Raw genomic sequence first — 21,785 nt, forward strand, 5'->3', positions numbered from 1 at the left:
TCGCAGGAGCAGCGGGCTCTCGGAGCGTTCCCGTACCAGACCGTGACATCCGGGCGGAGAATCGGGCCGGGCGGAGACACGGCACGCCGTCACGGTGCGGGCACGCGGACGCGGACGGCCTACGTTCCCATTCGCCGGACAGACGGGCAGGCGTTGGCCTAAGCTGCTCTCAACTGTCACAGCAGTCCGGTTCCGTATCAAGCCCCCTGCCGCCCCATGCGCATCTTCTGGTCATTCTTCGGCCGGTCGATGTGCCACCGCATCGCCCTTCACGCACCCAGCGAGGCGCTCCCGAATTCGCCCCGTCTGTCGCGAGAAGTCCCTTGCAACTTGAGTGCACTGTCCCTTTTTCGCGGCGATAGTCGCGTATGTCCTCGGCTCACTCCCCTGGGTGATCTGCCGCATACGCATAGTCCGTTCGGACCATTCAAGATTGGGCCCGAAGGGGGTGTTGTGCTGTCCCCACCTTCCGTAACGTCCTCAACTGGCAGCGGTGAATATGCCGCTACCGCCGTGGGGGAGCCTCGATTCGGGAGAGGACGGCGCCGACATGGGCTGGGTAACCGACTGGAGTGCGCAGGCAGCCTGCCGCACTACCGATCCGGATGAACTGTTCGTACAAGGGGCAGCGCAGAACAGAGCCAAGGCGGTGTGCACCGGATGCCCGGTGCGGACCGAGTGCCTGGCCGATGCGCTGGACAATCGCGTCGAATTCGGCGTGTGGGGAGGAATGACGGAGCGGGAGCGCCGCGCACTGCTGCGCCGCCGGCCGACCGTCACGTCCTGGCGCCGACTGCTGGAGACCGCACGCAGCGAGTACGAGCGGTCCACCGGCATCATGCCCGGAGTCATCGGGCTGGAGGACGAGGAACTGCACGAGACGTACGCCGCCGTCGGGTAGCGCGCCGACCACGCCGCTCGGCGCGTCGGCTCTACGCCGCTCCGGCAGGGGCCGGGGCGGAGCCGTCCGCCAGCCGGTCGCCGATGGCCCGGAGGCCGTCCAGGTCGTGTACGTCGCCGGGCAGCGCCTCCACGGCCGTCACCGGGACCTCCGGGTGGAGCGTGGTGAAGCGGTCGCGGGTGCGGTTCTCGCGGGCGACGACCTGCATGCGCTCGGCGTGCAGGCGCAGCAGACCCGCCGTCAGTTCCTCGATGCTGATGACGTCGGTCGCGTCGGTGTCCGACGCTCCGGTCTCGTCGGCCGTGTCCACCGCAGGGGTGGCGTCGGCGGTCTCGCCCTCGGGGGCGGTCGCGGCGTGCGCGATGTTCTCGTGGGGCGGCTCGTTCTCCGTCGTGTCCTGGTGCTCGGCTGAGGTCTGCGGACCGGACGCCTGCCCGGCCTCGGGGGAGAGGGGCGGCTCGGTCGTTCCGGAAGCGGTGACCGCCGGGTCGGGGGCTACCCGGTCACCAAGGCCAGCTTTCCCGGCCCTCTGATCCACAATGCGGGCGTCGTCAAGATTTTCTGCGGCAGTCAGCGCCTGCTCCGCGGAGAGCCGCGAAGCCTCGCTGCCGTGCACGCGGTTGAGGACCAGACCGGCCAGCGGCATGTCCTCGGCGGCCAGCCGCTCCACGAAGTAGGCGGCCTCGCGCAGTGCGTCCTGCTCCGGCGTCGCGACCACGAGGAAGGCCGTGCCGGGCGCCTGGAGCAGCTTGTACGTGGCGTCCGCGCGGCTGCGGAAGCCGCCGAACATGGTGTCCATCGCGGCGACGAACGTCTGGACGTCCCGCAGGAACTGGCCTCCGAGCAGCTTGCCCAGCGTGCCGCTCATCATCGACATGCCGACGTTGAGGAACTTCATCCCGGCCCGGCCCCCGACCTTCGCGGGCGCCATCAGCAGGCGGATGAACTTCCCGTCGAGGAACGACCCGAGCCGCTTCGGCGCGTCCAGGAAGTCCAGCGCGGAGCGCGAGGGCGGGGTGTCGACGATGATCAGATCCCACTCGTCGCGCGCCCGCAGCTGCCCGAGCTTCTCCATCGCCATGTACTCCTGCGTACCGGCGAACCCGGCCGACAGGGACTGGTAGAAGGGGTTCTCCAGGATCGCCCTGGCCCGCTCGGCGTCCGCGTGCGCCTCGACGGTCTCGTCGAAGGTCCGCTTCATGTCGAGCATCATGGCGTGCAGTTCGCCGTCGCCGTCGATGCCGTCGACCCGGCGGGGCACGTTGTCCAGCTGGTCGATGCCCATGGACTGGGCGAGCCGGCGGGCCGGGTCGATGGTCAGGACGACGACCTTCCGGCCGCGCTCGGCGGCCCGTACGCCGAGGGCCGCGGAGGTCGTGGTCTTGCCGACACCGCCGGAGCCGCAGCAGACGACGATCCGGATGCCCGGGTCGTCCAGCAGCGCGTCCGTGTCCAGCCCCGCTTCGGCCACCGTGGCCGAAGCCGTACCAGCTGTGTCCGCGCTCATACGTCCCCCTCTTCCCCCGCGCCCTGCTTACGGAGCTCCGTGGCCAGGTCGTGCAGCGCGGCGAGGTCCACCCCGTCGCCGATCAGCGGCAGCTCCGCCGTCGGCAGGCCGAGACCGGCCAGCACCGCGCGCTGCTCCCGCTCCAGGCCGACCCGCTCCGCGTGCTCGGCCGCCTGCGCCACCAGCGGACGTACGAGGGCGGCGGAACCGGTCACCCCGGCCCGGGTCAGCGTCTTGGCGATCTCCTTGCGGCGGCCGCCCGCGGCGGTGCGCAGGGCGTCCTCGTCCAGCAGATGCGGGCGGACCATGTTCACGAAGACGCTGCCCACGGGCAGTTCGGCGGCGCGCAGTTCGGAGATGCCGTCCGCGGTCTCCTGGACCGGCATCTCCTCCAGGAGGGTCACCAGGTGGACCGCGGTCTGCGGGGACTTCAGGACCCGCATCACGGCCTGGGCCTGGTTGTGTATCGGGCCGATCTTCGCCAGCCCGGCCACCTCGTCGTTGACGTTCAGGAAGCGGGTGACCCGGCCGGTCGGCGGGGCGTCCATGATCACGTGGTCGTAGACGAACCGGCCCTGCTTGTCCTTGCGGCGTACGGCTTCGCACGCCTTCCCGGTCAGCAGGACGTCCCGGACGCCGGGCGCGATGGTGGTGGCGAAGTCGATCGCGCCGAGCTTCTTCAGAGCGCGGCCGGCGCTGCCGAGCTTGTAGAACATCTGGAGGTAGTCGAGGAGGGCGCGTTCGGCGTCGATCGCCAGCGCGTACACCTCGCCGCCGCCCGGCGCGACGGCGATCTTGCGCTCCTCGTAGGGGAGCGCGTCGGAACCGAAGAGCTGGGCGATGCCCTGCCTGCCCTCGACCTCGACGAGGAGGGTGCGCCTGCCCTCCGTCGCGAGGGCGAGCGCGAGGGCGGCGGCCACCGTGGTCTTACCGGTACCGCCCTTGCCGCTGACGACCTGGAACCTGCTCACGTATTCGAGCCTAACCAGTCCTGCCCCGGCCTACGCACGGGACCGTACGTGCCAGGCGTTACAGTCGGGCCCATGACCAAGTGGGAATACGCGACCGTGCCCCTTCTCGTGCACGCGACCAAGCAGATTCTGGACACCTGGGGCGAGGACGGCTGGGAGCTGGTCCAGGTCGTTCCCGGCCCGAACAACCCCGAGCAGCTCGTGGCCTACCTGAAGCGGGAGAAGGCGTAGTGGCGGGCGCCGTCGAATCGCGCCTCGCCGAGCTGGGCCTGACCCTGCCCGCCGTCGTGCCGCCGCTGGCCTCGTACCAGCCGGCCGTGCAGTCCGGGGTGTACGTGTACACCTCGGGCCAGCTGCCGATGGTGGACGGCAAACTCGCCGTCACCGGCAAGGTCGGCGCCGAGGTCACGCCGGACGAGGCGAAGGAGCTCGCGAAGACCTGCGCGCTCAACGCGCTCGCCGCCGTGAAGTCGGTCGCCGGTGACCTGGACCGGATCAAGCGCGTCGTGAAGGTCGTGGGGTTCGTCGCCTCGGCCTCCGACTTCACCGGCCAGCCCGCCGTGATCAACGGCGCCAGCGAGCTGCTGGGCGCGGTCCTCGGCGACAAGGGCGTGCACGCGCGCAGCGCCGTGGGCGTCGCCGTGCTGCCGCTGGACGCACCGGTCGAGGTCGAGGTCCAGGTGGAGCTCGTCGAGGCCTGAGGCCTCCTTCCCGTACGTTGCTCGCCCTTCTTGTACGTCTCCGATCCCGCCCGGTCCCCGCGACCGGGCGGGATCGCGTGTGTACGGGTGCCGCGACGAGCGGATCGCGTGTGTACGGGCGCCGCGACGGGCGGATCCCGTGTGTACGGGGCATGGCGGGCGTGTACGGGACATGTCGGGTCGCCGTGATGATCAGGGAGCCTCTCGAACATCGGCGCGGTTCCGGATAGCCTCCGGCCATGTCCCAAGGTCAGTGGTACCCCCCGGAATGGCCCGACCGGATCCGGGCCCTCGCCGCCGGTGAGCTGACGGCCGTGACGCCCCGGCGGGCGGCCACGGTGATGCTGCTCCGCGACCGTGGGCCCCAGGCGCCGACGCCCGGACCCGTCGTGCACATGCTGCGCCGCCGTACGTCGATGGCGTTCGCCGGAGGCGCGTACGCCTATCCGGGTGGCGGAGTCGATCCGCGTGACGACGACCGGCTGGTCGGGTGGGCAGGGCCCCCGTTGGAGCAGTGGGCCGACCGGCTCGGCGTGGCGACGGTCACCGAGGCGCAGGCCGTCGTCTGCGCGGCGGTGCGCGAGACGTTCGAGGAGGCGGGCGTCCTGCTCGCCGGGCCGACCGCGACGACCGTGGTCGGCGACACGACCGGGGACGACTGGGAGGCCGACCGGGAGGCGCTGGTCGCCCGGGATCTGTCCTTCGCGGAGTTCCTGGACCGGCGCGGCCTGGTGCTGCGCTCGGACCTGCTGGGCGCCTGGGCGCGCTGGATCACCCCGGAGTTCGAACCGCGCCGCTACGACACCTGGTTCTTCGTCGCCGCGCTCCCCGAGGGGCAGCGCACCCGGGACGTTTCCACCGAGGCCGACCGTACGGTGTGGATCGCCCCGGCGGAGGCCGCCCGCCGCTACGACGCGGGCGAGCTGCTGATGATGCCGCCCACCGTGACCACACTGCGGGCCCTCGCGCCGTACAGGACGGCCGCCGAGGCCCTGGAGGCCGCCGACGTGCAGGACATGACCCCGGTCCTCGCGCAGGCCCGGCTGGAGGGCGACGAGCTGGTGCTGACCTGGCCGGGACACGACGAGTTCACCAAGCACGTGCCCGCGGCGGGCGGGGGAGGGGGTCGGGCATGACCGACGCAGCCGCCCTTCCCGGACAGCCGCGCGGAGCTGTCGTCTCCGGGCCCGCGACCGCCCGTACGGTCAACGTCCTCGCGCCCAACCCGTCCGCGATGACGCTCGACGGGACGAACACCTGGATCGTGGCCGAGCCGGAATCGGACCTCGCCGTCGTCATCGACCCCGGGCCGCTCGACGACGTACACCTGCGGGCCGTGATCGAGGCGGTGGAGCGGTCCGGGCGGCGCGTGGGCCTCACGCTGCTCACCCATGGGCACCCGGACCACGCGGAGGGCGCGGGCCGGTTCGCCGAGCTGACGGGGACGAAGGTGCGGGCCCTGGACGCGGCGCTGCGGCTGGGCGACGAGGGGCTCGGGGCGGGCGACGTGATCACCACCGGCGGCCTGGAGCTGCGGGTGGTGCCGACGCCGGGGCACACCGCGGACTCGCTCTCGTTCCATCTGCCCGCCGACCGGGCGGTGCTGACGGGCGACACGATCCTGGGCCGCGGTACGACGGTGGTCGCGCACCCGGACGGGCGGCTCGGCGACTACCTGGACTCGCTGCGGCGGCTGCGGTCGCTGACGGTCGATGACGGCGTCCGCACGGTGCTGCCGGGCCACGGTCCGGTGCTGGAGGACGCGCAGGGGGCGGTGGAGTTCTACCTGGCCCATCGCGCTCACCGGCTCGCCCAGGTGGAGACGGCGGTGGAGGCCGGGCACCGTACGCCGTCGGACGTGGTGGCGGCGGTCTACGCCGACGTGGACCGCTCCCTGTGGCCGGCCGCCGAGCTGTCGGTACGCGCGCAGTGGGAATACCTGACCGAGCACGGGCTGGTCCAGGGCTGAGGAGCCCTGGATCAGCGCCGGGGAGCCGGGCGGGGCGCCGCGTGGGCTCGTCTAGCGCGAGCGCTTCGCCAGCCGCTCGACGTCCAGCAGGATGACCGCGCGGGCCTCCAGGCGCAGCCAGCCGCGGCCCGCGAAGTCCGCGAGGGCCTTGTTGACCGTCTCGCGGGAGGCGCCGACCAGCTGGGCCAGCTCCTCCTGGGTGAGGTCGTGCACCACGTGGATGCCTTCCTCGGACTGGACGCCGAAGCGGCGCGACAGGTCCAGGAGGGCGCGGGCGACCCGGCCCGGCACATCGGAGAAGACCAGGTCGGACATCTGGTCGTTGGTCTTGCGCAGCCGTCGGGCGACCGCGCGCAGCAGCGCGGTGGCCACCTCGGGCCGGGCGTTCAGCCAGGGCTGCAGGTCGCCGTGGCCGAGGCCGAGGAGCTTGACCTCGGTCAGCGCGGAGGCGGTCGCCGTACGCGGGCCCGGGTCGAAGAGCGACAGCTCCCCGATCAGCTCGCCGGGGCCGAGCACGGCCAGCATGTTCTCGCGCCCGTCGGGCGAGGTGCGGTGGAGCTTCACCTTGCCCTCGGTGACCACGTACAGGCGGTCACCCTGGTCGCCCTCGTGGAACAGCGCGTCTCCGCGCGCGAGGGTCACCTCACTCATCGAGGCGCGGAGCTCCGCGGCCTGCTCGTCATCGAGCGCCGCGAAAAGCGGGGCGCGCCGCAGAACGTCGTCCACGAGTTCTCTCCTTGTCGGCCTGTCCAGGGAACCGTGGTCCCCATCATGCCGGACGGTAAAACAGTGCGATCAATCACAAACCAGTTTGACGCACGGGCGTGCCGGACCCTACGGCAGGGGGCCGATCGGGGGCGGATACGCCGTGGCAAGGGTGGTTGTCAGTGCCTGGCCCTAGGCTGGCCGGGTGTCCGGATCGCCGGGGAGAGCGCAGGCCAAGGGGGCCGACGGGGTGGCGAAGGGCGACGATTCCGCTGTGGGCGAACAACCCCGGCCGCGCCCGAAGAATGCCGCGAATGGCTCCCTCGGAGACGCGCACGGTTCCCCCGGAGGACCGGGGAAGACGTTCGGGAAGTCGAAGTCGAAGTCGAAGTCGGAGTCGGAAGTCGGCCAGGAGGTCCGCAGTGTCATCGTCAACGCCCGGCGCGGCCGGAAAGAACGCGAAGGCCGCCGCCGAGGCCAAGGCGGCCCCGCGCAAGGCGGCCACCAGGGCCAAGTCGGCGGCCCCGAACAAGGCGGCCACCGGAGCCAAGTCGGCGGCCTCGCGCAAGGCGCCGAAGGCCGAGTCCCATCTCGCGATGGTCCGCCGGGCGCGCCGGATCAACCGCGAGCTCGCCGAGCTCTATCCGTACGCCCATCCCGAGCTGGACTTCCGTAATCCCTTCGAGCTCCTCGTGGCCACGGTCCTCTCCGCCCAGACCACCGACCTGAGGGTCAACCAGACGACGCCCGCGCTCTTCGCCGCGTACCCCACGCCCGAGGACATGGCGGCGGCGGTGCCGGAGGAGATGGAGGAGATCATCCGGCCGACCGGGTTCTTCCGGGCGAAGACGAAGTCGCTGATGGGCCTCTCGGCGGCCCTCCGGGACGAATTCGGCGGCGAGGTCCCGGGGCGTCTGGAGGACCTCGTCAAGCTGCCCGGCGTCGGCCGCAAGACCGCCAATGTCGTTCTGGGCAATGCTTTCGGCGTCCCGGGAATCACGGTCGACACACACTTCGGGCGCCTGGTGCGGCGCTGGAAGTGGACGGACGAGGAGGACCCGGTGAAGGTCGAGGCGGTCGTCGCCGGGATCTTCCCCAAGAGCGAGTGGACGATGCTCTCGCACCGCGTCGTGTTCCACGGCCGCCGGATCTGCCACGCCCGTAAACCCGCCTGCGGGGCCTGCCCCATCGCCCCGCTCTGCCCGTCGTACGGGGAGGGCGAGACCGATCCGGAGAAGGCCAGGAAGCTCCTCAAGTACGAGATGGGCGGCTATCCGGGTCAGCGGCTCAGCCCGCCCGCCGACTACCCGGGCAAGCCCGCGCCCGCGCTGGGGGCTGAATGAACCCCCGGGCTGTTTGATCGCCCAGGTTCACCCTCAGGGCGGATTCCTTCCCCAGGACGGAGTGGCTCGGAACGAAATGGCCGACGACAGGCGTTGTGAATCGACGGGGGTGCCTATGACGCACACGCATACACACAGCACGGCGCAGGCCGGGAACGGCCCCGCCGGAAGCCCGCCGGGCCACGGCCCCGTCAGCCGTGTCCCCGGCATGGCCGTCGACGTCACCACCGACGGCCTGCCCGCCTGGCTCGACCCCGTCGCCGGCGCCGCGCGCAGCGTCCGGCCGCAGCAGCTCAGCCGCTTCCTGCCGCCCGAGAGCGGGGCGGGCCGGCAGTCCGCCGTCCTGATCCTGTTCGGCGAGGGGGAGCGCGGACCCGAGCTGCTGCTCATGGAGCGGGCCGGGACCCTGCGCTCCCACGCCGGGCAGCCGTCCTTTCCCGGGGGCGCGCTGGATCCCGAGGACGGCGACCAGGCCACCACCGGGCCCTTGCGCGCCGCGCTGCGCGAGGCCGAGGAGGAGACCGGGCTCGACCCCCGCGGCGTACAGCTCTTCGGTGTGCTCCCCCGGCTCTACATCCCGGTCAGCAGCTTCGTCGTGACGCCCGTGCTCGGCTGGTGGCGGGCGCCCAGTCCGGTCGGGGTGGTCGATCCGGCCGAGACGGCCCGGGTCTTCACCGTCCCCGTGGCGGATCTCACGGATCCCGAGAACCGGGCGACGGCCGTCCACCCGAGCGGGCACAGCGGCCCGGCATTCCTGGTCGAATCGGCCCTGGTCTGGGGTTTCACGGCAGGAGTGATCGACCGGATCGTGCACTACGCGGGATGGGAACGCCCCTGGGACAGGACCAGACAGGTGCCGCTCGACTGGCGCGCATGACACGCTGGCTGTTCTGCTGCGCTGTTCCGGGCCCGGCCCGGACCCCGTCACGACCGACGGGCCAGGTGACGAAACTGCGAGGCTACCGACGGTGAACGTGCTGGACATCCTGCTGCTGCTGGCTGCCGTGTGGTTCGCGGTCATCGGCTATCGCCAGGGTTTCGTCGTCGGCATCCTGTCGGTGATCGGCTTCCTCGGGGGCGGTCTCGTCGCCGTCTATCTGCTGCCGGTCATCTGGGGCCGGGTCACCGAGGACGCCGAGGTCTCCACGGCGGTCGCCATCGGCGCGGTCGTCGTCGTGATCATCTGCGCCTCGATCGGCCAGGCCTTCACCACCCACCTGGGCAACAAACTCCGCCGGTACATCACCTGGTCGCCCGCGCGCGCCCTGGACGCCACCGGCGGCGCTCTGGTCAATGTGGTGGCCATGCTGCTGGTGGCGTGGATGATCGGCCTGCTGCTCGCGGGCACCTCGCTGCCGACCCTCGGCAAGGAGGTCCGCACCTCCTCGGTGCTGCTCGGCGTCGACCGGGTGATGCCGAACCAGGCGCCCAGCTGGTTCCAGGACTTCTCCTCCGTCCTCGCGCAGAACGGCTTCCCGCAGGTCTTCAGCCCGTTCGCCAACGAGCCGATCACCGAGGTGAAGGCCCCGGACCCGGCCCTCGTGGGCAGCCCGGTGGCCGCCCGCGCCAAGAAGTCGATCGTCAAGGTCGTGGGTACGGCCCCGAGCTGCGGCAAGGTCCTCGAAGGGACCGGCTTCGTCTTCTCCGAGCGCCGGGTGATGACCAACGCCCACGTGGTCGGCGGTGTGGACGAGCCCACTGTCCAGATCGGCGGCGAGGGCCGGCTGTACGACGCTAAGGTCGTCCTCTACGACTGGCAGCGCGACATCGCCGTCCTGGACGTCCCCGACCTCCAGGCCAGGCCGCTGCAGTTCACCGGCCCCGAGGACGACGCGGAGACCGGCGACAGCGCGATCGTCGCGGGCTTCCCCGAGAACGGCGCGTACGACGTGCGTTCGGCCCGCGTCCGCGCCCGGATCAACGCCGACGGCCCGGACATCTACCACCGGGGCACGGTGCGCCGCGATGTGTACTCGCTCTTCGCGACCGTACGCCAGGGCAACTCGGGCGGCCCGCTGCTCACTCCGGACGGAAAGGTGTACGGAGTGGTGTTCGCCAAGTCGCTCGACGACCCGGACACCGGCTACGCGCTGACGGCGGACGAGATCCGCGAGGACATCGAGATCGGCCGCGCCGCCAACCAGCAGGTCGACAGCCAGGGCTGCGCCCTCTGAACGCCTGAGGGGCCCCGGACACGCCTGAGGGGCCCCGGACACGCCTGAGGGGCCCCAGGGAGCTTCACGAGCGCCCGGGGGCCTTTGGCGAGGGTCAGTTACGGGGGTGGCGGAGGCGTGCCGAGACCCAGCGGGCCCGACGGCGGAGGATGCGGGAAATCCCGAGACGGGAACGGTGAAGGTCTCGCACTTGGTGCACCCGGCCGCGAGGGCCGCCCCCCTCATGAGTGCTCACACCGGCTGAGACGGTGGAGCGGCGGTTGCGTGCTTCGTCAGTGAAGTCGTGCGTCCAGCCCATACCCCGACGTCTGCCCGTGACCCAAGGTCGGTAATCGTGCGCGAGTCAGCCAATTGGCCTATGCGGCAGGCAATTGGCTGTTCGTCGGACACCTGTGCCCAAGCGGGTCCGACGGCTACCGGTCCGGCTCGGGGTCCTTGAGCCAGTTGATGAGTTCGGTGGAGAAGCCGATCGGGTCCTCCTCGTGCGGGAAGTGCCCGACACCGTCGAAAAGTCGCCACCGGTAGGGCGCCTCGACGTACTGGCCGGACCCGGCCGAACTGCGGGTGCGGACCGCCGGATCGAGCGACCCGTGCAGGTGCAGCGTGGGCACCCGGACCGGGCGCTTCATCCGCCGGTTGAACTGGATCCCGTCGGGGCGCGCCATCGACCGCACCATCCAGCGGTACGGCTCGATCGAGCAGTGGGCGGTCGAGGGGATGCTCATGGCCCGCCGGTAGACGTCCAGGGTCTCCTCGTCGGGGAACTCCGGGGTGCGGGGGCCCGCCCAGTCCTGGATGAGGTTCCCCACCAGGGCGGCGTCGTCCGCGAGGAGTTGACGCTCCGGCAGCCACGGACGCTGGAAGCCCCAGACGTACGAACCGGCCCGCGACTGGGAGAAGTCCGACAGCATCGAGGAGCGCCAGCGGCGCGGGTGCGGCATCGAGGAGACGACGAGCCGGCGGACCAGCTTGGGCCGCATCACGGCGGCCGTCCAGGCGAGGTACCCGCCGAGGTCGTGCCCGACCAGGGCCGCGTCGGGCTCACCGAGGGAGCGGATCACGCCGGTGACGTCGAGGGCCAGGTTGGCGGGGTCGTAACCGCGCGGCGTACGGTCACTGCCGCCCACCCCGCGCAGGTCCATCGCGACCGCCCGGAATCCGGCGTCGGCGAGCGCGGTCATCTGGTGGCGCCAGGTCCACCAGAACTGCGGGAAGCCGTGCAGCAGGAGCACGAGCGGCCCCTCGCCCAGCTCGGCGATGTGGAAGCGCGCACCGTTGGCCGCCACGTCGCGGTGGGTCCAGGGGCCGTCGAGCCGCACCGGCCCTCCGGCCGCACCCCGGCCCGAGGGGCCGGTCGCCGGGTCGGACGGGGCGGCCGGACCCTCCGGGCCCGCGGGACCCGTCGGGCCGAATGCGCTGGAATCGGGAACGGTCATGTGGACGAGCGTGCCACAGACCCGGCCTTGTCCTGACCGGAGCCGCCCTCGACGCTCTTCTTCGCCAGCGAACTGCCGGAGACGGCGGAGCGCTCGATGATCGCGGCGGCCTCGATCGAGGGGCGCGGATGCGGCTTGGCCTTCTGCAGGACGGCGGCGGTCTGCTTGGCGGAGGCGATGGACTTCTCCGGCGGCTTGATCTTCTTGAACTTCCGCAGACCGATGAAGGCGATCAGCGCGGCCAGCAGGATGAAGGCGCCGGCCACGATCAGGAAGGACCACGCCAGGCCCAGGCCCAGGTTGTGGATCCCGTACGCGGCCGCGAAGCTCAGCATCGGCATCGTGAACAGCAGCAGCACACCCGCGGCGATGAACGCGGCGCTGCCGATCGCCCCGCGCTTGACGTCCTGCCGCACCTCCGCCTTGGCCAGGGCGATCTCGTCGTGCACCAGCGCGGACATCTCGGCCGTCGCCGAGGCGACCAGCTGCCCGATGCTGCGGTCCGTGCTGCCCGCGTAGTTGCCGGGGTCGCTCATCCCTGACTCCCTCTCCGTCTTCGACACATCCGATGTCAGATCATGCCGGACTGTTCGGCTTGTCGCTCGCTGCCCCCGCCCGCTCTTCGGCGAGACGGCGGTGTTCGGCCGCCTTGCGCTCGTGGATGGCGGCCATCCGCAGGTGATATTCCGGATCATCCTGCTCGTAGACATCCGGTACCCCGGATTCGTCCTCGTCCAGCTCCTCGGCCTCGTACAGCTCCTTGTACTTGCGGACGCGGAGCTTGAGCAGGACACAGGCGAGCACGGCTGCGATCAGCGAGCCGAGCAGGACGGCGGCCTTGATCTCGTTGACCATTTCCGGGTCGCCCTCGAAGGCGAGTTCGCCGATGAGCAGCGAGACGGTGAAGCCGATGCCGGCGAGCGAGGCGAGCGCGAGGACGTCGGCCCAGGCCAGGTCCTTGTTCAGCTCCGCCTTGGTGAAGCGGGCGGCGAGGTAGGTGCCGCCGAAGATGCCGATGGTCTTGCCGACGACGAGACCGAGGACGACGCCGAGCGTCTCGGGCCGGGTGAAGACGCCGGCCAGCGCCTCGCCGTTCACCGAGACCCCGGCCGAGAACAGGGCGAACAGCGGGACGGCGATCCCGGCCGACAGCGGGCGGACGAGGTGCTCGATGTGCTCACCGGGGGAGTGCTGCTCGCCCTCGCGCCGGGTGCAGCGCAGCATCAGGCCCATGGCGACACCGGCGATGGTGGCGTGGACGCCGCTGTTGTACATCAGGCCCCAGATGACCAGGGCGAGCGGGACGTAGACGTACCAGCCGCGCACGTCGAAACGGAGGAGGAGGTAGAAGACGACCAGGCCGAGGACGGCTCCGCCCAGGGCCAGGAAGTTCAGGTCCGAGGTGAAGAACACCGCGATGATCAGAATCGCGAAGAGGTCGTCGACGACGGCCAGGGTGAGCAGGAAGGCGCGCAGTGCGGACGGCAGCGAGGTGCCGATGACCGCGAGGACGGCGAGGGCGAAGGCGATGTCGGTCGCCGTCGGGACCGCCCAGCCGTCCGTCGAGCCGCCGCCGATGACGGTGGTGAGGAAGTAGACGAGGGCGGGCACGGCCATGCCGCACAGGGCCGCCACCACGGGGAGGGCCGCGGCCTTCGGATCGCGGAGTTCGCCCGCGACCAGTTCGCGCTTCAGCTCCACACCGGCGACGAAGAAGAAGACGGCGAGCAGCCCGTCCGCCGCCCAGTGCGCCACGGAGAGGTCCAGGCCGAGGGCGCCGAGGCCGAAGTGGAAGTCGCTGACCTGCTCGTATGAGCCGCCGAACGTGTTGGCCCAGACGAGTGCGGCGACCGCCGCCACCAGCAGCAGCACGCCACCGACCGTCTCGGTACGGAGGGCCTCCGCCACGTAGTTCCGCTCGGGGAGCGAGAGCCTGCCGAGCAGCGGGCGGCGCGGCGGCGCGGGCGTGGGCGGGGTGTCCTGGGTGGGCGGTGCCACGGGAGAAACCTCCAGGCGGGGACGGCGTACGGGCATGGTGGGTCGACATGCCGACCAGACTTCCCGGCGCCCCTGTGGAGATGTTCTCTGAAGTTGTCCGAATGTGTCGGTGGAGCGCCCACCCTACCTGGGGCGTGCGGGGACGTGATCGTACGAGGTGATCATCGGCCCGAAAGCCCGATGGGCACCCGGCGTGTCGCCGGGTGCCCATCGGAGCCGTACGCGTGCAGCGGTCTCGTGTCGTCAGTCCTCGTCGGACGAGGAGGCCGGGAGCTGGGTGGTGATCAGGTCCATCACCGAGGAGTCGGTCAGCGTCGTGACGTCGCCCAGCTCGCGGTTCTCGGCGACATCGCGCAGCAGGCGGCGCATGATCTTGCCGGACCGGGTCTTCGGCAGCTCGGCGACGGGCAGTACCCGCTTGGGCTTGGCGATCGGGCCGAGCGTCGCGCCGACGTGGTTGCGCAGGTCCGCGACCAGCTCGTCGGACGCGGTCGCCGTACCGCGCAGGATCACGAACGCCACGATGGCCTGACCGGTCGTCTCGTCGGCCGCGCCGACCACGGCGGCCTCGGCGACCGACGGGTGGGAGACGAGGGCCGACTCGACCTCGGTGGTCGAGATGTTGTGCCCCGAGACGAGCATGACGTCGTCGACCCGGCCGAGCAGCCAGACGTCGCCGTCCTCGTCCTTCTTCGCACCGTCGCCCGCGAAGTACTTACCCGCGAAACGCGACCAGTAGGTGTCGACGAAGCGCTGGTCGTCGCCCCAGATGGTGCGGAGCATGGAGGGCCACGGCTCGGTGAGGACGAGGTAGCCGCCCCCGCCGTTCGGCACCTCGTTGGCCTCGTCGTCCACGACGGTGGCGGAGATGCCCGGCAGCGCGCGCTGGGCGCTTCCCGGCTTCGTCTCCGTCACACCGGGCAGCGGCGAGATCATCATCGCGCCGGTCTCGGTCTGCCACCAGGTGTCCACGATGGGGCACTTGTCGGCGCCGATGTTCTTCCGGTACCACATCCACGCCTCGGGGTTGATCGGCTCACCGACCGAACCGAGGACGCGGAGCGAGGACAGGTCGAACTTGGCGGGGATGTCGTCGCCCCACTTCATGAACGTACGGATCGCCGTCGGGGCGGTGTAGAGGATCGTGACGCCGTACTTCTGCACGATCTCCCAGAACCGGCCCTGGTGCGGGGTGTCCGGGGTGCCCTCGTACATGACCTGGGTCGCACCGTTGGCCAGCGGCCCGTAGACGATGTACGAGTGGCCGGTCACCCACCCGATGTCGGCGGTGCACCAGTAGACGTCGGACTCCGGCTTGAGGTCGAAGACCGCGCTGTGCGTGTACGAGGCCTGTGTGAGGTAGCCGCCGGAGGTGTGCAGGATGCCCTTCGGCTTACCCGTGGTGCCCGAGGTGTAGAGGATGAAGAGCGGCTGCTCCGCGTCGAACGCCTCGGGGGTGTGCTCGGCGGACTGCCTGGCGGTGATCTCGTGCCACCAGACGTCGCGGCCCTCGGTCCAGACGGTGTCCTGGCCGGTGCGGCGGACGACGAGGACGTGCTCGACGGTGTCGAACCGCGATACGGCGTCGTCGACGGCGGGCTTCAGCGCGGAGGGCTTGCCGCGGCGGTAGCCGCCGTCGGCCGTGATGACGACCTTGGCGTCCGCGTCCTTGATGCGGGCGGCGATGGCGTCGGCAGAGAAGCCGCCGAAGACCACGGAGTGCGCGGCGCCGATGCGGGCGCAGGCCAGCATCGCGACGGCGGCCTCGGGGATCATCGGCAGATAGACGGCGACGCGGTCGCCCTTGCCGACACCCAGCTCGGTGAGGGCGTTGGCGGCCCGGGAGACCTCGTCCTTCAGCTCCGCGTAGGTGATGGCCCGGCTGTCGCCCGGTTCGCCCTCGAAGTGGATGGCGACCCGGTCGCCGTTGCCGGCTTCGACGTGGCGGTCCACGCAGTTGTACGCGACGTTCAGCTTGCCGTCCGCGAACCACTTGGCGAAGGGCGGGTTGCTCCAGTCGAGGGTCTCGGTCGGCTCGGTGGCCCACGTCAGGCGGCGGGCCTGCTCGGCCCAGAAGCCCAGCCGGTCCGCCTCGGCCTGCTCGTACGCCTCTGCGGTGACGTTGGCGTTGGCGGCCAGCTCGGCAGGCGGAGCGAACTCCCGCTCTTCCCGAAGCAGGTTGGCCAGGCTCTCGTTGCTCACGACTTCTCCCAGTCCCAGGGTGTCCGTTGTGTCCCGGGGCATAGCTCATCAGGCGCGAGGCCGGGTGACAAGAGCCTGCCGGGAATTGGTTTAGACCTGTGTTCTCGTGTATGGGGCCATGATCCCGCTCCGCGTTCGAGGGCCGCCGAACGACGTGTGGCGTGCGACATTTCCGGCCATCCGAACGGGGTCATCTGGGGTCATCTGATGGCACGGGCTTCGGGCCCGTCCGGTTCAGACCGGAGGCGTTCGGGCTATTTGATAACTCCTATTGGTGAATAAAAAGCTTTTCATTCGGTATGTCGCCCTTGCCTGTGCGGGACTGCGTGCGAATTTGGCCGCGCCGCCGTCGGTACTTCGCCGCACTTCGGCGCACTTCTATGCACTCCGGCGCAATCGACCTGCAAGGAAGAGGGTGGGCGGATGATGGCCGCCACGAAGAGGATCGCCATGGGCGTCATGTCCACGGCCCTGGTCGCCGTTCTCGCGGGCTGTTCCGGCTCTGTGTCCGGCAACGGAGCCGGAGGATCGGCGTCCGGAGGCGCGGAGACCGACGCGGAGAAGGGCGCCCACGGCGCCAAGGAGAACCCGCCGGCCAACGCCCCGAAGAACGCGGTCAAGCTCATCGGGGACGGGTCCACCGCCTTCACCGGCGTCCAGCCGAACATGCCGGCCGTCGAACGCCTCGCCCCTGGCGAGAAACCGCCCCAGTTCGTGGTGTTCTCCTGGGACGGCGCCGGGGAGGACAGCCAGAAGCTCTTCTCGCACTTCCGCGGTGTGGCCAAGAAGTACAACGCCAAGATGACGTACTTCCTGAGCGGCGTGTACCTGCTGCCGGAGGAGAAGAAGGACCTCTACAACCCGCCCCAGCACGCGCCGGGCCGCTCCGACATCGGCTTCAACGACACCGAGGGCATCCGCGACACCCTCGCCGAGGTCCGAGCCGCCTGGAAGGACGGCAACGAGATCGGCACCCACTTCAACGGTCACTTCTGCGGCGCGGACGGCGGCGTCGGGACCTGGTCGGTCGATGAGTGGGAGAGCGAAATCAGCCAGGCGAAAGCTTTCGTCAAGGGCTGGAAGACCAACACCCCGGAGCTGAAGGGCGAGGCGCCGCTCCCCTTCGACTACGAGAAGGAACTGATCGGCGCCCGCACCCCCTGCCTCGAAGGCAAGGACAACATGGTCGCCGCCGCCCGGACCATGGGCTTCCGCTACGACTCCAGCGGCGTCGGCAACCAGGTCTGGCCCAAGAAGAAGGGCGGGGTCTGGGACATCCCGCTCCAGCTCGTCCCGATGCCCGGCCGCGCCTTCGAGACCCTCTCGATGGACTACAACTTCATGGTCAACCAGTCCGGGACGACCACCCAGGGCGACCCCTCCCAGCACGAGTTCTGGGGGAACCAGATGCGGGACGGGCTGCTCCAGGCCTTCGACCGCTCGTACAAGGGCAACCGGGCGCCTCTGATCATCGGCAACCACTTCGAGTCCTGGAACGGTGGCACCTACATGCGCGCCGTCGAGGAGACCATCGCGAACGTGTGCACCAAGGAAGGTGTGCGCTGCGTGTCCTTCCGGCAGCTCGTCGACTGGCTGGACGCGCAGGACCCGAAGACGCTGGCCAAGCTCACGACGCTCGGCGTCGGCGAGGCCCCCAAGACGGGCTGGTCGTCCTACCTCGGCAACCAGCCGGGCGCCGCGCGGCCCGGGGAGAAGACGGCGGGGAAGCCCGCCGAGAAGCCCGCGGAGGCCGACGCGGGTGCGCCTCCCGCCGGGGCTACCGGCTGAATCCCGACTGACCGCACCGCGGTCGCCGCACCACCGCGTCGCAGCACCACCGCTTCACCGCTCCACCGCGGTCACTGCACCACTACTTCGCCGCCGTCGCTGCATCACCGTGTCGTTCGCCGGTCACCCTGGGGTGGCCGGCGAACGACGTTCGGGGGCCGGTGCTCGGGGGCCGGCGTTCGTGGGTCGGTGCTCGGGGGCCGGCGCTCCGCGACGGCTCCCGGGCGTACTGCTTCAGGCGGGTGCTGCGACGCCCGCCCTGGCGTACTGCTTCAGGCGGGTGCCGCGACGCCCGCCCCGGCGTGCTGTTCGTCGAGTACGAAGGCCGGGTCGACCTGGGCCGCCAGGTCGGCGCCGGTCTTCTCGTTGCCCCAGCTCTCGGCGTTCTTCAGGTGGAAGTGGACCATCTGGCGTGTGTAGCGCTCCCAGTCGCGCAGCTCGTACGAGTCCTCGGCGGTGTCCTGCAGCCTCTGCAGGGCCATCCGGTTGTCGGCCTCCAGCAGCTCGAACCTGGACGGCCGCCCCTTCTCCATCGACCGCACCCAGTCGGAGTGGCCGATCCCGATCAGCAGGTCGTCGCCGACCTCCGCGCGCAGGAACTCCAGATCGTCCGGGCCCTGGACCTTGTTCCCGACGACCTTCAGGGCGACGCCGAAGTCGCGTGCGTACTCCTTGTACTGGCGGTACACCGACACCCCCTTCCGGGTCGGTTCCGCGACCAGGAACGTCATGTCGAAGCGGGTGAACATGCCCGAGGCGAACGAGTCCGAGCCCGCCGTCATGTCGACCACGACGTACTCGTCGGGGCCGTCGACCAGGTGGTTGAGGCAGAGCTCCACGGCCCCGACCTTGGAGTGGTAGCAGGCGACTCCGAGGTCGGACTCCGTGAAGGGGCCCGTCGCCATCAGCCGGATGTCTCCGTCGTCGAGCCGCACCGTACGCGCACAGGCATCGAAGATCGGGTTGTCCTCGCGGACCCTCAGCAGCCGGGAGCCCTCGCCGGGCGGAGTGGTCTTGATCATCGTCTCGGCGGAAGCGATACGGGGGTTGGTGCCCCGCAGGTAGTCCTTGATGAGGGGGAGATGGGCGCCCATGGCGGGCAGCGCGGCGGCTTCCGCGTCGTCCAGCCCGAGGGCTGCCCCCAGGTGCTGGTTGATATCGGCGTCCACGGCGACGACGTGGGCTTCGTTGGCGGCGAGGTGGCGGATGAAGAGCGAGGACAGCGTGGTCTTTCCGCTGCCGCCCTTCCCGACGAAAGCGATCTTCATGTTCACCTAGGGTAGCGGGTCGATTGCTTTGTGCAGTCACCGTTCGTGAAGATGGCCACTCGAGGGTGGTCCGGGTGGGGCGGGCGCGTAGCCTCGCTCCTTATGAGTACGACTGCCTCAGACCCGCTTGCCGCGCTCGGTTCCCTGCCCGGCGTGCCCGATGCCGTGGACTCCGTGCGCAAGGCCGTCGACCGGGTCTACGGCCACCGCGTCATGCGGCGCCGCAGCAATGAGGTCACGGCCGAAGCCGCACTGCGGGGTTCTCGTGGTTCGGCCGCACTGGCCGGTGCCGACTGGAACCTCGAGGAGGTCCGTCGGCGTACCGACTTCAGCGGGGAGGACGAGGCTCGCACCGTCGGTGCGGCGCTGCGACTCACCGCGGAGGCGGGGCAACTCCTTTCCGTCTGGCGGCAGTCGCCGCTGCGGGTGCTGGCCCGGCTGCATCTGGTGGCGGCCGGCGGGGCGACCCCCGACGACGCGGTGGGGCGCCCTCGGTTGGCGGGCGAGGCCGTGGACGAGCCGCTGATCGAGGCGCCGCTTCCCAGCGCCGGGGAAGTCGCCGGACGGCTCGAGGGGCTCTCGCGCCTGATCATCGCGGGCGGCAGCGCCCCCGCCCTGATCACGGCCGCCGTGGTGCACGGTGAGCTGCTGGCGCTGCGCCCCTTCGGCTCGCACAACGGTCTGGTGGCCCGGACGGCCGAGCGCATCGTGCTGATCGGCAGCGGGCTGGACCCGAAGTCGATCTGCCCGGCCGAGGTGGGGCACGCGGAACAGGGCCGGGCGGCCTATGTCGCGGCGTTCGAGGGTTACACGGCCGGAACCCCCGAGGGTATGGCCGCCTGGATCGCCCATTGCGGGCGCTCGATCGAACTGGGTGTACGCGAGTCGACCGCGGTGTGCGAGGCGCTCCAGCGAGGCGCCGCCTGAGGGTCCGGCGATGGCCCGCGCCCTGGGGTGATGGCTCGGCCCACGACCACGGCTCGGTCCGGGGCGATGGCTCGGCCTGGGGCGGTGGCCCGGTGCGAGGGGCGGCCTGGGGTGGTGGCCGGTTGCAAGGTGGGCGGTCAGGCCCGAGGGGAATGGCTCGGGTGCGAGGGAGTAGCGGCCCGGGCCCGAAGATGACGGCGCAGGTGGGACGCGTGGGCGATGGCCCGGTGCAAGGGTTGCGGCGGTACCGGAGTGCGGTACCGCCGCTGGCACGTCGGCCCAGTTACCAAGCGTCCTCGTAAATTGCCCATCAGGTCGGGTGCATTGCCCGTCACCTGGTGCGGCTGGCCCGTATTCGACGGGTCGACGTCGCGTGGGTGCTCGGCTCTCGTGCGCGGTCCGTGGGGCCGTTCTGCGTACAACAGGTCATCCTCGCGGATGTCCTTGGTCTCGCGGGCCGTTATGTCCTTTGTACTCCAGGACCAGGGGAACGGAAACCCCTGGCCCCGCTTCTTTACTTTTAGGTTCAATCACGGGCGAATGGGGCGGCGAATCGGGCGAGGCACGCTGCCTTGCTTCCGCTTCACCCGGGCATGGCCGCCCCGGCGGTACGGCGACGACTGGCGTACCAGACAAGCCCGGCGGTGACGGCCGCCGCGCCGACTGCGGCCGCCGCCACGAGGGCGGGGCGTGGCGGCATCGAGAAGGCGGGCAGGCGCTGCTTGAGCCGGACCGGGCGGTTGAAGACGAGAATCGGCCACTCGCGAAGGGTCGCTTCGCGGCGCAGCGCGCGGTCGGGGTTGACCGCGTGCGGATGGCCGACCGACTCCAGCATCGGCACGTCGGTCACCGAGTCGCTGTAGGCGTAGCAGCGCGAAAGGTCGTACCCCTCCGAGACGGCTAGCGCCCTCACGGCCTCGGCCTTGGTGGGTCCGTAGGCGTAGTACTCGATCTCTCCCGTAAAGCAGCCGTCGTCGCCGACCACCATGCGCGTGGCGACGACCCGGTCGGCGCCGAGCAGTTCGCCGATGGGTTCGACGACTTCGGCGCCCGAGGTCGAGACGATGACCACGTCGCGCCCTGCCGTGTGGTGTTCCTCGATGAGGGTGGCGGCTTCGTCGTAGATGATCGGGTCGATCAGGTCGTGCAGGGTCTCGGCGACGATCTCCTTGACCTGCTGGACGTTCCACCCCTTGCAGAGGGCGGAGAGGTATTCACGCATCCGCTCCATCTGGTCGTGATCGGCGCCCCCGGCGAGGAACACGAACTGTGTGTACGCGGTGCGCAGTACAGCGCGGCGGTTGATCAGTCCGCCTTGGTAGAAGGACTTGCTGAAGGTCAGCGTCGAAGACTTCGCAATGACCGTCTTGTCCAGGTCAAAGAAGGCTGCTGTGCGCGGCGAGAAGCAGTTTTCCACAACGCTGAGCATAGGGGCCCACCATTCGGCGTAAACTCCGGCGCGTGGGTTTGCCTGAGAAGGGCCTCGGGTACACCATGGAAGTCACGGATCGTTCGCGACCGTGCTAACCCGGTCCGACTCCTCCCCCCCCCGAGTCGGCCGTGGGGACGACCCCCGCTCTCCCCCCCGGCGGGGGTCGTCGCATGTCCGGACGCGTTTTAGGGGCGGAAACCACCTTATGTCTCCCATCTGGCCGTCATCGGCCTGATCGTGTGAGCCGGCCTTCGTGCGACTCGTCTCGTCACATTGTGTAGCCAAGGGGCTGCACTCCGGAAGTCGCTGGTATGGGTGACGAAGTTATTCACAACCTCGGGGTTGTCCACAGTTTTTCATCAAGATCCACATGTTTTTCCGTCGTGCTGCACGTTGATTCCACCCGCGAAGTCCGCGGGGGCCGGAATCGCGCATCTCGGAAACGCTCCGAGAACACCGCGAA

The 21,785-nt window shown here is 70.4% G+C and carries 20 protein-coding genes; 10 read left to right on the forward strand and 10 right to left on the reverse strand.

Features of this window, described 5'->3' with window-relative positions:
- Positions 1–550: 550 nt before the first annotated feature.
- A complete protein-coding gene (locus WQO_RS19185; RefSeq protein ID WP_029181854.1) occupies positions 551–901 on the forward strand; it encodes a WhiB family transcriptional regulator in 351 nt (116 codons plus the stop codon).
- A 31-nt stretch (positions 902–932) separates the two neighbouring features.
- On the opposite strand, the gene bagB is transcribed toward WQO_RS19185, so the two are convergent.
- Together bagB and WQO_RS19195 are read right to left on the reverse strand one after the other, a co-directional pair.
- The gene (gene bagB / locus WQO_RS19190) at positions 933–2,408 is read right to left on the reverse strand and encodes an ATPase BagB (RefSeq protein WP_010056101.1); all 1,476 of its coding nucleotides are present in this window, start codon (positions 2,406–2,408) and stop codon (positions 933–935) included.
- Positions 2,405–3,379 (reverse strand): ATPase BagA, encoded by a 975-nt coding sequence (locus WQO_RS19195; protein ID WP_010056100.1) that lies wholly within the window; start codon positions 3,377–3,379, stop codon positions 2,405–2,407. The genes bagB and WQO_RS19195 overlap by 4 nt, the downstream gene beginning before the upstream one ends.
- 72 nt (positions 3,380–3,451) lie before the next feature.
- Here WQO_RS19195 and WQO_RS35790 point away from each other — a divergent pair, with 72 nt between their 5' ends.
- From WQO_RS35790 to WQO_RS19210, 4 genes are all read left to right on the forward strand, one after another.
- Complete coding sequence (locus WQO_RS35790) at positions 3,452–3,610, forward strand: DUF4177 domain-containing protein (RefSeq protein ID WP_003967454.1); 159 nt, start codon at positions 3,452–3,454, stop codon at positions 3,608–3,610.
- A complete protein-coding gene (locus WQO_RS19200) occupies positions 3,610–4,080 on the forward strand; it encodes a RidA family protein (RefSeq protein WP_006126400.1) in 471 nt (156 codons plus the stop codon). The genes WQO_RS35790 and WQO_RS19200 overlap by 1 nt, the downstream gene beginning before the upstream one ends.
- 239 nt (positions 4,081–4,319) lie before the next feature.
- Positions 4,320–5,216, forward strand: coding sequence for an NUDIX hydrolase (locus tag WQO_RS19205; protein ID WP_010056097.1), 897 nt, complete (start codon positions 4,320–4,322; stop codon positions 5,214–5,216).
- Positions 5,213–6,049, forward strand: a complete 837-nt coding sequence (locus tag WQO_RS19210) for an MBL fold metallo-hydrolase (RefSeq protein WP_010056096.1) — start codon at positions 5,213–5,215, stop codon at positions 6,047–6,049. The genes WQO_RS19205 and WQO_RS19210 overlap by 4 nt, the downstream gene beginning before the upstream one ends.
- A gap of 51 nt (positions 6,050–6,100) precedes the next feature.
- On the opposite strand, the gene WQO_RS19215 is transcribed toward WQO_RS19210, so the two are convergent.
- Positions 6,101–6,775, reverse strand: coding sequence for a Crp/Fnr family transcriptional regulator (locus tag WQO_RS19215; RefSeq protein ID WP_003967450.1), 675 nt, complete (start codon positions 6,773–6,775; stop codon positions 6,101–6,103).
- A 401-nt stretch (positions 6,776–7,176) separates the two neighbouring features.
- Here WQO_RS19215 and nth point away from each other — a divergent pair, with 401 nt between their 5' ends.
- From nth to WQO_RS19230, 3 genes are all read left to right on the forward strand, one after another.
- Complete coding sequence (gene nth, locus WQO_RS19220; protein WP_010056093.1) at positions 7,177–8,097, forward strand: endonuclease III; 921 nt, start codon at positions 7,177–7,179, stop codon at positions 8,095–8,097.
- A gap of 115 nt (positions 8,098–8,212) precedes the next feature.
- Positions 8,213–8,974 (forward strand): NUDIX hydrolase, encoded by a 762-nt coding sequence (locus WQO_RS19225; protein ID WP_010056091.1) that lies wholly within the window; start codon positions 8,213–8,215, stop codon positions 8,972–8,974.
- Between the two features lie 91 nt (positions 8,975–9,065).
- The gene (locus WQO_RS19230; protein ID WP_010056089.1) at positions 9,066–10,271 is read left to right on the forward strand and encodes a MarP family serine protease; all 1,206 of its coding nucleotides are present in this window, start codon (positions 9,066–9,068) and stop codon (positions 10,269–10,271) included.
- A gap of 94 nt (positions 10,272–10,365) precedes the next feature.
- Here the strand turns inward: WQO_RS19230 and WQO_RS36870 are convergent, their stop codons facing one another.
- The 5 genes from WQO_RS36870 to acs all read right to left on the reverse strand — a co-directional run bounded on the left by WQO_RS36870 (position 10,366) and on the right by acs (position 15,949).
- The gene (locus tag WQO_RS36870; RefSeq protein WP_073826598.1) at positions 10,366–10,569 is read right to left on the reverse strand and encodes a hypothetical protein; all 204 of its coding nucleotides are present in this window, start codon (positions 10,567–10,569) and stop codon (positions 10,366–10,368) included.
- Between the two features lie 115 nt (positions 10,570–10,684).
- Entirely contained in the window at positions 10,685–11,707 is a 1,023-nt protein-coding gene (locus tag WQO_RS19235) for an alpha/beta fold hydrolase (protein WP_029181852.1), read from the reverse strand.
- Positions 11,704–12,243, reverse strand: a complete 540-nt coding sequence (locus tag WQO_RS19240) for a phage holin family protein (protein ID WP_010056087.1) — start codon at positions 12,241–12,243, stop codon at positions 11,704–11,706. The genes WQO_RS19235 and WQO_RS19240 overlap by 4 nt, the downstream gene beginning before the upstream one ends.
- Before the next feature lie 40 nt (positions 12,244–12,283).
- The gene (gene nhaA / locus WQO_RS19245) at positions 12,284–13,705 is read right to left on the reverse strand and encodes a Na+/H+ antiporter NhaA (protein WP_010056086.1); all 1,422 of its coding nucleotides are present in this window, start codon (positions 13,703–13,705) and stop codon (positions 12,284–12,286) included.
- Between the two features lie 243 nt (positions 13,706–13,948).
- Positions 13,949–15,949 (reverse strand): acetate--CoA ligase, encoded by a 2,001-nt coding sequence (gene acs / locus WQO_RS19250; protein WP_058954039.1) that lies wholly within the window; start codon positions 15,947–15,949, stop codon positions 13,949–13,951.
- A 381-nt stretch (positions 15,950–16,330) separates the two neighbouring features.
- Here acs and WQO_RS19255 point away from each other — a divergent pair, with 381 nt between their 5' ends.
- On the forward strand, positions 16,331–17,695 hold the full coding sequence (locus WQO_RS19255; protein WP_010056084.1) for a polysaccharide deacetylase family protein: 1,365 nt from the start codon (positions 16,331–16,333) through the stop codon (positions 17,693–17,695).
- A 272-nt stretch (positions 17,696–17,967) separates the two neighbouring features.
- Here the strand turns inward: WQO_RS19255 and WQO_RS19260 are convergent, their stop codons facing one another.
- The gene (locus WQO_RS19260; RefSeq protein WP_010056083.1) at positions 17,968–18,963 is read right to left on the reverse strand and encodes an ATP-binding protein; all 996 of its coding nucleotides are present in this window, start codon (positions 18,961–18,963) and stop codon (positions 17,968–17,970) included.
- Positions 18,964–19,065: 102 nt separating this feature from the next.
- Here WQO_RS19260 and WQO_RS19265 point away from each other — a divergent pair, with 102 nt between their 5' ends.
- Positions 19,066–19,890, forward strand: coding sequence for a Fic family protein (locus WQO_RS19265; protein WP_029181849.1), 825 nt, complete (start codon positions 19,066–19,068; stop codon positions 19,888–19,890).
- 583 nt (positions 19,891–20,473) lie between these two features.
- Here WQO_RS19265 and WQO_RS19270 read toward each other — a convergent pair.
- On the reverse strand, positions 20,474–21,319 hold the full coding sequence (locus WQO_RS19270) for an HAD family hydrolase (protein ID WP_010056081.1): 846 nt from the start codon (positions 21,317–21,319) through the stop codon (positions 20,474–20,476).
- Positions 21,320–21,785: the final 466 nt, after the last annotated feature.

This window comes from Streptomyces globisporus C-1027 (assembly GCF_000261345.2).
GTDB lineage: Bacteria > Actinomycetota > Actinomycetes > Streptomycetales > Streptomycetaceae > Streptomyces > Streptomyces pakalii.

Coding starts and splice junctions, on each gene's coding strand:
- WQO_RS19260 (WP_010056083.1), bottom strand. CDS start 18,963: ATGAAGATCGCTTTCGTCGGGAAGGGCGGCAGCGGAAAGACCACGCTG.
- WQO_RS19240 (WP_010056087.1), bottom strand. CDS start 12,243: ATGAGCGACCCCGGCAACTACGCGGGCAGCACGGACCGCAGCATCGGG.
- WQO_RS19225 (WP_010056091.1), top strand. CDS start 8,213: ATGACGCACACGCATACACACAGCACGGCGCAGGCCGGGAACGGCCCC.
- WQO_RS19255 (WP_010056084.1), top strand. CDS start 16,331: ATGATGGCCGCCACGAAGAGGATCGCCATGGGCGTCATGTCCACGGCC.
- acs (WP_058954039.1), bottom strand. CDS start 15,949: ATGCCCCGGGACACAACGGACACCCTGGGACTGGGAGAAGTCGTGAGC.
- WQO_RS36870 (WP_073826598.1), bottom strand. CDS start 10,569: ATGGGCTGGACGCACGACTTCACTGACGAAGCACGCAACCGCCGCTCC.
- WQO_RS19185 (WP_029181854.1), top strand. CDS start 551: ATGGGCTGGGTAACCGACTGGAGTGCGCAGGCAGCCTGCCGCACTACC.
- WQO_RS19235 (WP_029181852.1), bottom strand. CDS start 11,707: ATGACCGTTCCCGATTCCAGCGCATTCGGCCCGACGGGTCCCGCGGGC.
- WQO_RS19270 (WP_010056081.1), bottom strand. CDS start 21,319: ATGCTCAGCGTTGTGGAAAACTGCTTCTCGCCGCGCACAGCAGCCTTC.
- bagB (WP_010056101.1), bottom strand. CDS start 2,408: ATGAGCGCGGACACAGCTGGTACGGCTTCGGCCACGGTGGCCGAAGCG.
- WQO_RS19205 (WP_010056097.1), top strand. CDS start 4,320: ATGTCCCAAGGTCAGTGGTACCCCCCGGAATGGCCCGACCGGATCCGG.
- WQO_RS19265 (WP_029181849.1), top strand. CDS start 19,066: ATGAGTACGACTGCCTCAGACCCGCTTGCCGCGCTCGGTTCCCTGCCC.
- WQO_RS19210 (WP_010056096.1), top strand. CDS start 5,213: ATGACCGACGCAGCCGCCCTTCCCGGACAGCCGCGCGGAGCTGTCGTC.
- WQO_RS35790 (WP_003967454.1), top strand. CDS start 3,452: ATGACCAAGTGGGAATACGCGACCGTGCCCCTTCTCGTGCACGCGACC.